This is a genomic window from Phaeovulum sp. (assembly GCF_041596715.1).
Taxonomy (GTDB): domain Bacteria; phylum Pseudomonadota; class Alphaproteobacteria; order Rhodobacterales; family Rhodobacteraceae; genus UBA6213.
On the sequence record NZ_JBFHIA010000129.1, the window covers coordinates 1 to 8,775 of the forward strand.

Here is an 8,775-nt window from a genome sequence, read left to right on the forward strand (position 1 = left end):
GAGCTTGGCCTGCCCGAGGGCGATCTTTCGACGCTGGAGGGGGATGCAAGATGACCAAAGTCAAACTTGACCACACCCACGCCCACGATCTTTTGCGCGACATGCTCCGCATCCGGCGGTTTGAAGAAAAGTGCTACGAGCTTTACACACAAGAAAAGATACGCGGCTTTCTGCACCTTTACGATGGCGAGGAAGCGGTGGCGGTTGGCGTTTCAACGGCGCTGGATCCGCGCGACCGTGTTGTTTCCACCTACCGCGAGCATGGCCATGCGCTGGCTCGGGGAATGAGCATGGAGTCGGCGCTGGCGGAAATGTACGGCAAGGCCACCGGTTGTGCGGGTGGCCGCGGCGGGTCGATGCACCTGTTTGATGCCGAAACCAACCTCTATGGCGGCAATGCCATTGTGGGCGGTGGCCTGCCTTTGGCCGTGGGGCTGGGCCTTGGCGATGCGTTGCAGGGGCAAGACCGGGTGACGGTTTGCTTTTTCGGTGACGGGGCACTGGCGGAGGGCGAGTTTCACGAGGCGATGAACTTGGCCGCGCTATGGAAGGTGCCGGTCCTCTTCGTGCTGGAAAACAACCTCTACGCGATGGGGTCGGCGGTGGCGCGGGTGCAGGCGAATACCGATTTCGTCCCCCGCGCCGCAAGCTACGGCATGCCGGCTGAAAGTGTCGATGGCAACGATGTGGTGGCGGTCGAGGCTGCGGCCCGGCGGCTGGTCGAGGCGATCCGCGCGGGCGGTGGCCCGCAGTTTCTGGAATGTCGCACCTATCGCACGCGGCCGCATTCGATGTTTGACACCGAAAAGTACCGCGACAAGGACGAGGTCGCCGAATGGCGCAAACGCTCGCCCATCACGCGCTTTCAGGGCTGGCTTATCGACAACAACCTGATGCGGCAGGCCGAGGTGGACGCAATCGAGACCGAGGTCGAGGCGCAGCTAAACAATGCTGTTGCCGCCTGTGAACAGGCCCCGCTAGAGCCGGTCGAAGACCTTGTTCGCCACGTGGTGGCAGACACCCGCCCCGCACCGCCCAAAGTCGCGCCCCCCACCGAGCTTGTCGAAAGCACCTACCGCGAGTGCTGCCGCGCGGCGATAACCGAGGCGCTTCTGCGCGATGATCGCGTCTTCATGATGGGCGAAGATATCGGTGCCTATGGTGGCTGTTATGCAGTGTCGATGGGTATGTTGAAAGAGTTTGGCCCAGACCGCATCCGCGACACGCCGCTTTCCGAGTCGGCCTTTACCGGGGCGGGCATAGGTGCCGCCTTGGTCGGTATGCGCCCGATCGTCGAGATCATGACGGTCAACTTCTCGCTTCTGGCGCTTGACCAGATACTCAATACCGCCGCCACCATCCGCCATATGTCGGGCGGCCAGTTCGGCGTGCCCTTGGTGATCCGCATGGCCACCGGCGCGGGGCGGCAACTGGCGGCGCAGCATTCCCATTCGCTGGAGGCGTTCTTTGCGCATATCCCCGGTCTGAGGGTTGTGGCCCCCGCCACGCTGGAGGATGCGCGAGGGATGCTTTGGACCGCGTTGCAAGAGCCGGACCCGGTGATCATCCTTGAACATGTCATGCTCTACAACATGGCCGGGAAAATAGCGGCGAACGCGGGCGCGGTGGATATCGACCGCGCCGTGGTGCGCAGGCCGGGGCGCGACGTTACGCTGATCGCTTGGTCGAACTCGCTCTGGAAGGTGTTGGAGGCCGCAGAGGTTTTGGCAAAAGACGGCATCGAAGCCGAGGTGATTGACCTGCGCTCGCTTCGCCCGCTGGACGATGAAACCATCGTGGCCTCGGTCCGTCGCACGCGCCGCGCGGTCGTCGTGGACGAGGGGTGGCGCACCGGGTCGCTCTCCGCCGAGATTGCTGCGCGCACGCAAGAGGCATGTTTCTGGTACCTCGATGCGCCCGTGGCGCGGGTCTGTGCGGTCGAGGTGCCGGTGCCCTACCCGAAGCATCTGGAAACCGCCGCGCTGCCACAGGTTTCCGATATCGTCGCTGCGGTCAAATCCTTGCCGGGGGTGGGCAAATGAGCGTCTTCAACATGCCCTCGCTGGGGGCCGACATGGAGGAAGGCAAGCTGGTCGAATGGCTGGTGAAACCCGGTGACCGTGTTGCGCGTGGCGATATCGTCGCGGTGGTCGAAACGCAAAAGGGTGCCATCGAAATCGAGATATTCGAGGAAGCCGAGATTGGCGAGCTTCTGGCCAAACCGGGCCAGACATTGCCGGTTGGTGCGCCGCTGGCGCGACTTGGCGCAGCAAAGGGCAGCGCCGTGCCAAAGGTGGCTGAACCTGCGCGCGCACCGGCGAAACCTGCCAAGGCGCGCGCACCCGCAAAGGCCCCGAAACCGGCTAAGGCGGCACCCGTATCCGCCGGTGACACCTTGCTTGCGTCACCTGCGGCCCGGGCCCGGGCTGCGGAACTGGGGCTTTCGCTAGATGCGGTGACGGGCACTGGGCCAGAGGGCGCGGTGCTGCTGGCAGATGTCGAAGGCCACGCGCAGGCCGCGCCTACGCCCGCACAGCAAGCGACCACCGAAGAACGCCCCAAGGGCAAGCCCGGCCTCGACATGCTCGAAATGCGCCGTGCCATCGCCGCTGCGATGTCGCGTTCCAAACGCGAGATCCCGCATTATTACCTTAGTCATCAGATCGACCTTCAGCCCGCGCAAGACTGGCTGACCGCCCACAACGCGGACCGCCCCCCAGATCAGCGGCTGCTGATGGGTGCGCTCTTGATCCGCGCAACCGTGCGCGCGCTGGCCAAGGTGCCAGAACTGAACGGCAGGTTCGAGGCCGAGCCTTATGCCGCTTCGGACGCCGTGCATTGCGGTCTGGCGGTGGCGCTGCGGGGAGGCGGGCTGATCGCACCAGCGATCCTTGATGCACAAGACCTCGACCTTGACGCGATCATGGCGGCGATGCGCGATATCGTTGCACGCACCCGCACCGGGCGCTTGCGCAACAGCGAGATCACGCAAGGCACGATTACCGTGTCGAGCTTGGGCGAGGCAGGGGTCGATGCGCTGTTCGGCGTGATCTACCCACCGCAGGTTGCGCTGGTGGGCTTTGGCGCGCCCCGACTGCTGCCCCTGGTGCACAACGACACCGTTGCGCCGCGCCTTGCCGTGACCGCCACCCTCGCGGCTGACCACCGGGTTAGCGACGGGCGCCGCGGCGCGCTGTTTCTGGCCGAGATCGACCGCCTTTTGCAGGAGCCCGAAAACCCATGACACCTACCGATCTTCGCACCGCCTTCATCACCCAGCTAACTGCCGTTGCCCCCGATCTTGACCCAGAAAGCATCGGTGATGACGATCATCTGCAAGACGACCTTGGCTTGGATTCCATGGATTTTCTGAACCTTGTCAGCGCCCTGCACAAGAAGTTCAAGCTTCCGATCCCCGAGGCGGATTACCCGCAACTCGCCACGCCCGCAAAAGCCGTAGCCTATCTGACCGAGAAGCTGGCACCCTGATAGCCATCGGAAGAGGACGACAATGGACCGCAAGCAGCAATTTCACCTTTGGTATTTCTTGGCGGCCTTCATGGGCCTTTTGCTCGTGCAATCCTGGCTGTCAGAGGCGCAGGTCACAGAGCGCATTCCCTACAGCACATTTCTGCAATATCTGGAGACGGAGCGTATTTCCGAAGTTACCGTGCGGGCCGAACAGATCGAAGGGCGCTATCGCACCCCGATCGACGGCAACACGCATTTCATCACCAATATCGTGCCGCCTGATCTGACTGAACGGTTGGAACGGTCCGAAGTCGAGTTTGACGGCACGGTGCAAAACAGTTTTCTTTCCTCGCTGCTGTCTTGGGTCGTGCCGGTTTTGCTGATTTTCGCGCTCTGGAGCTTTTTCTTGCGCGGGTTGATTGAAAAGCAGGGCGTCGGCGGGATGATGAACGTCGGCAAATCGCGCGCCAAGATCTATGTCGAGCGCGACACCGGGGTGAGCTTTGACGATGTGGCTGGGGTGGAAGAGGCCAAGGCCGAGTTGAAAGAGATCGTCGATTTTCTGAAAGAGCCAGACAAGTTCGGGCGGCTTGGCGCGCGTATCCCCAAGGGTATTCTGCTGACCGGTCCGCCCGGCACCGGCAAGACGCTTTTCGCCCGCGCCATTGCGGGCGAGGCTGGTGTGCCGTTCTTTTCCATCTCGGGCAGCGAGTTTGTCGAGATGTTCGTGGGGGTGGGTGCCGCGCGGGTGCGCGATCTGTTTGAACAGGCCCGCAAGGCTGCCCCCTGCATCATCTTTATCGACGAGCTTGATGCCCTTGGACGCCGCCGCAGCATCGGTGGCTTTGGCGGGGGGCATGACGAGAAAGAACAGACGCTCAACCAACTTCTGGCCGAGCTTGACGGCTTTGACCCGCGCGACGGTATCGTGCTGCTGGCGGCAACCAACCGGCCCGAAATCCTTGACCCCGCCTTGATGCGCGCAGGGCGGTTTGACCGTCAGGTGGTGGTGGACCGGCCCGACCGTAGCGGGCGTGCCGCCATTCTCAAGGTGCATCTGCGAAAGGTGGCGGTCGATGCGAGCCTGGACGTTGATGCGGCAGCAGGGCTGACCCCGGGCTTTACCGGCGCGGAACTGGCCAATCTGGTGAACGAGGCGGCAATTCACGCCACCCGGCGTGGGGCTCAAGCTGTGGGCATGGTGGACATCACCGCCGCGCTGGAACGGGTTGTGGCGGGGATGGAACGCAAGGGACGACTTTTGAACAAGCACGAACGCGAAACGGTCGCATGGCACGAGATGGGCCATGCGCTGGCGTCGGCTCGCCTGCCGGGTGCCGACCCCGTGCACAAGGTCTCGATCATTCCGCGCACCATCGGGGCGCTTGGCTTTACTTTGACCCGGCCAACCGAGGACCGGTTTCTGATCACCCGGTCCGAACTGGAAAACCGTATGGTCATGTTGCTTGCCGGTCGCGCGGCTGAACAGATCCGCTTTTCCGAGGTTTCTACCGGTGCGGCGGATGATCTGGTGCGCGCCACCGACGTCGCGCGCCAAATCGTCACCCGGTTCGGTATGCACGAGGTGCTCGGCCAAGCAGTTCTGGAACAGGAACGCGGCGGTTATCTGGGCGAGGATCGTGTCAACTTCAGCCCGCGAGACTATTCTGAAGAGACTGCGCGCGAGGTCGATCTGGCCGTGCGCGAGCTTTTGGACACGGCGTTCCAGCGGGCGCTTGCGCTACTGAAAGAGGCACACACTGACCTTGAGGCAGGGGCGCGGTTGCTGATGGAGCGCGAGACGATCACCCCTGCGGACTTCCCGCCCCTCAAGCCGCACAAGGTGCGCGCCGCGTAGCTGGCGGAAGGGCGGTCTGCGCAAGGGGTTCGAAGCTGCTACCAAGAGGCTTCGGGGCAAGGATGGTGTGATGCGCCGGTCCGGCCCCTTGAAGGCTCGAGCAGTGCGGCACGAAGTGCGGAATGTGGCCAAGCGCCAGGCCTCGGCGGGGGGCGTTGCTTCACTGATCGCTTCCGCAACGCGCCTCGGCATCGACGATAGTGTGGTACATCGCATCGAGCACCTTGTCGCCAGACCAATGACCCGGAATCCGGCAGGGGCTTATGCAAAGCTTGATCTTGATCGGTGTGCCGTCGTCTTGGCGGATCTGCATACCGCGCAAGCTGCGCCCGATAGCGCTTTCCAATCGCGCCACGTCCGGTTCGCCGGGCTTGCCGTATTGGGCGACGCTGACGAAAGCGCCGTATCCTGTGTAGGAAATGAAGGGGCGCAGTGCTTTGAGGTTTTGAAGGATTGCCGTGGCAACAGCCGCCATGATGCGATGATATTCGTCGGCTGAGCAGGTCAGATGCAGCTTCGCGGCTTCAAAGATCTTGAATGCGATTACATACATTTCCTGCTGCTGCGATTTTGAAAGCTGCACCAGGTATTTCTCAAGAGCGGCAAGGTCGATCGCACCCGGAACACTGTCGAGCGTCATCGGCTGCGCGAAGGCGGCAAATGCAGGTTTTTGAGAGTCTGCGGTTTCAACCGGCTTCGGGCGATCTGTGCCGGAAAACTGTTCCGCCCTTTGCCAGTGTTGTTCGATCTGTTTGACCCGGTTTGTAAACTCGCCAATGTCCAAAGGCTTGGTCAAATAATCTGATGCGCCCGCTGCGAATGCGTGGTCGATATCAACCTTGTCGGTTTTTGCGGTAATCATCATGACCGTCTTGTCGTGATAATCTGGCAGGTGCCTGATCCACCTGCATAGATAGTCGCCTTTGATTACCGGCAGATTCATGTCGATGAAGAAGCAGTCTAACGGGGGCTTGGCGTCAACGATGATCTGGGCTGCTTCAACCGCAGACGTTGCCAGCGTCAGGTTGTTCATCCCGATAGAAGATAGCAACGTTTGCAGTAATTTGCGAAACATGGGGTCGTCATCGACAGCTAGGATCTTCATCTGCTCGACCTCTTGAATCGCTCCGCAACTGAAAAATGAACGCTGCTGCCCACGTTGCGCAAAACCCAGTTATAACCGGGTATTGGCGCTTTACCCGCGACGCGGCGAGTTCCCGACGCATAGTGTCTGGCCGATGTTCTTTCGTGGGTCAAGTCGGCATAACAAGATCGCGCCGCGGGCATTCCCTCAAGCGGCTTCAGACCACTTGGCGCAAGACCTGTGCAGCGGAACGCGGGCATCCGGAAGTGGCCTGCGGTAGACCTTGCCGAGAATGGTCGATACCGTGTCGCTCTGGCTCGCCAGAGGTGCCTCTGGTTTGCGAAACCCGGTTCTCTTGACGCCCGAGGAGATGACGCCATGCTGAAAGCGGTCAGGATTTTCGCCATCGTGGCGGTATGTTCGGCCGCGACCATAATCGCCTTGCGCGTGGCGTTTCCGTTACCGGCGCTTGTAAGCGAAACAGGGGCGCGCGCGCAGGCGGAACCTGCCGAGACCGGGCTTGGCGCGACGCTCATACCACTTGCAGCGGAACATCCCGGCAAGTCGGGGATCATGCTGCTTGATAGCGGCGTCGATGCCTTCGCGACGCGCATGGTTCTAGCGCGAAGTGCCACCGCTTCGATCGACGCGCAGTATTACATCTGGCAGGACGATCTGACCGGCATCCGCCTGCTTTCCGAATTGCAGGCGGCGGCGCTGCGCGGGGTGCAGGTTCGGCTGTTGGTCGATGATAACGGAACCCCGGCGCTGGATCAGGAACTGGCGGCACTTGCGGCCCTACCGAACGCAGAGGTTCGCATTTTCAACCCGTTCACGCTGCGCGGGCACCGACTGCTTAACTATGCTTTCGATTTCTTTCGCTTGAACCGGCGAATGCACAACAAGTCATTCACCGTCGATGGGATCGTGACGGTTGTCGGTGGGCGCAACATTGGCGATGACTATTTTGAAACTGGCACCGGGCTTTCGTTTCTCGATCTTGATGTGCTGGCGGTTGGCCCTGTCGCGCGCGATGTCGAGGCCGATTTCTTCAGCTATTGGAGCAGCGGTTCGGCCTATCCGGCTCAAAGCCTGATCCAATTGCAGCCGGGGTCAGAAACGCGCCTAGATGATCGCGCCTTGGCACTGCGCGACACACCACAGGGCCGCGCCTATTCCGAAGTCGTGCGCGCCTCGTCTTTGGTCGAGCAGATTCGAGAGACGACCTTGCCGCTGGAATGGGTCTCGACTCGTTTGTTCAGCGACGATCCTGCCAAGGTCTTGGGGCTGGATGATGGTTCAGAGGTGATGTTCCGTCGTTTGATGGCAGAGATCGGAACACCCGAAAGCGCGTTCGACATCGTCTCGGCCTATTTCATACCGGGCACATCGGCCGCCGAGAAAATGGTCGAGTTCGTCGAAAGCGGCGTCCGCGTTCGCGTGTTCACGAATTCGCTTGAAGCAACGGATGTCGTTCCGGTCCATGCCGGATATGCCGACTACCGCGAGGCGTTGATTTCCGGCGGGGTGGATATCTTTGAACTTCGGGCCGAAGACGTTGTGCGCCGCACTATCAGCGACCTTGGGATTATCGAGCTTTCCAGTGCCGCGCTGCACGCAAAGAGTTTTTCGATCGACCGTCGCCGCGCCTTCATCGGTTCTTTCAACTTCGATCCGCGCTCGAAACGGTTGAACACCGAGATGGGGCTGTTGATCGATAGCAGCAGCCTTGCCAGCAACATGTCCGACTGGCTTGATGCCAACCTTGCCTCGATCGCCTATCATGTGACCAAGGATTCCGCTGGGCACATGGTCTGGACCACGACCGATGCGGACGAAACCCCCACCGTCTTCGAGACCGAGCCCAATTCCACGCTTCCGTTGCGAATTATGCTCTGGTTCATTCAGTTGCTGCCGGTGCAGTGGCTTCTCTGACCCTCGTATGGGGAAACAGGTCATGCACGCGGGGCCGGTGCTTGGCAGTCCCGCGCTTCGGTTGACAAACGCGCGCTGCGCGGTGAGTGTCATCCCTTTCTTTCCGCGGAGCTTGATATGACCCTGCCATCAAGAATGCACGGCGTGGTTCTAATCGGTCACGGCGGCCCCGAGATGTTGGAATGGCGCGATGATCTGGCGGTTCCCGCCCCCGGCAAGGGCGAGGTGCTGATCCGCGTTGCGGCCGCTGCCGTGAACAACACCGATATCAACACACGCATCGGCTGGTACTCGAAAAGCGGCGCGGTGGCGGACGATGCGAGTTGGAGCGGCAAGCCGCTTGTGGTTCCGCGTATTCAGGGCGCGGATGTCTGCGGCCATGTCGTTGCCGTGGGCGAAGCGGTCGATCCGGCCCGCATCGGCGAAC

The 8,775-nt window shown here is 61.5% G+C and carries 7 protein-coding genes; 6 read left to right on the forward strand and 1 reads right to left on the reverse strand.

All coding sequences use genetic code 11. The features are described 5' to 3' along the window. The first annotated feature begins 50 nt into the window (after window positions 1-50). From pdhA to ftsH, 4 genes are read left to right on the forward strand one after another with little or no spacing between them, the layout of a single operon-like run. Window positions 51-2,042, forward strand: a complete 1,992-nt coding sequence (pdhA, locus tag ABY403_RS09930; RefSeq protein ID WP_372840638.1) for a pyruvate dehydrogenase (acetyl-transferring) E1 component subunit alpha — start codon at window positions 51-53, stop codon at window positions 2,040-2,042. Further along, window positions 2,039-3,244, forward strand: coding sequence for a dihydrolipoamide acetyltransferase family protein (locus ABY403_RS09935; protein WP_372840639.1), 1,206 nt, complete (start codon window positions 2,039-2,041; stop codon window positions 3,242-3,244). The genes pdhA and ABY403_RS09935 overlap by 4 nt, the downstream gene beginning before the upstream one ends. Next, the gene (locus tag ABY403_RS09940) at window positions 3,241-3,489 is read left to right on the forward strand and encodes an acyl carrier protein (protein WP_372840640.1); all 249 of its coding nucleotides are present in this window, start codon (window positions 3,241-3,243) and stop codon (window positions 3,487-3,489) included. Before ABY403_RS09935 ends, ABY403_RS09940 begins: the two co-directional genes overlap by 4 nt. Before the next feature lie 22 nt (window positions 3,490-3,511). Beyond that, complete coding sequence (gene ftsH / locus ABY403_RS09945; protein ID WP_372840641.1) at window positions 3,512-5,329, forward strand: ATP-dependent zinc metalloprotease FtsH; 1,818 nt, start codon at window positions 3,512-3,514, stop codon at window positions 5,327-5,329. A 160-nt stretch (window positions 5,330-5,489) separates the two neighbouring features. On the opposite strand, the gene ABY403_RS09950 is transcribed toward ftsH, so the two are convergent. Further along, on the reverse strand, window positions 5,490-6,434 hold the full coding sequence (locus tag ABY403_RS09950) for a PleD family two-component system response regulator (protein WP_372840642.1): 945 nt from the start codon (window positions 6,432-6,434) through the stop codon (window positions 5,490-5,492). Window positions 6,435-6,791: 357 nt separating this feature from the next. Here ABY403_RS09950 and ABY403_RS09955 point away from each other — a divergent pair, with 357 nt between their 5' ends. Beyond that, window positions 6,792-8,348, forward strand: coding sequence for a phospholipase D family protein (locus ABY403_RS09955; protein ID WP_372840643.1), 1,557 nt, complete (start codon window positions 6,792-6,794; stop codon window positions 8,346-8,348). A 117-nt stretch (window positions 8,349-8,465) separates the two neighbouring features. Continuing rightward, window positions 8,466-8,775: alcohol dehydrogenase catalytic domain-containing protein (locus ABY403_RS09960; RefSeq protein WP_372840644.1), on the forward strand; the 310-nt coding region annotated here is incomplete at its 3' end.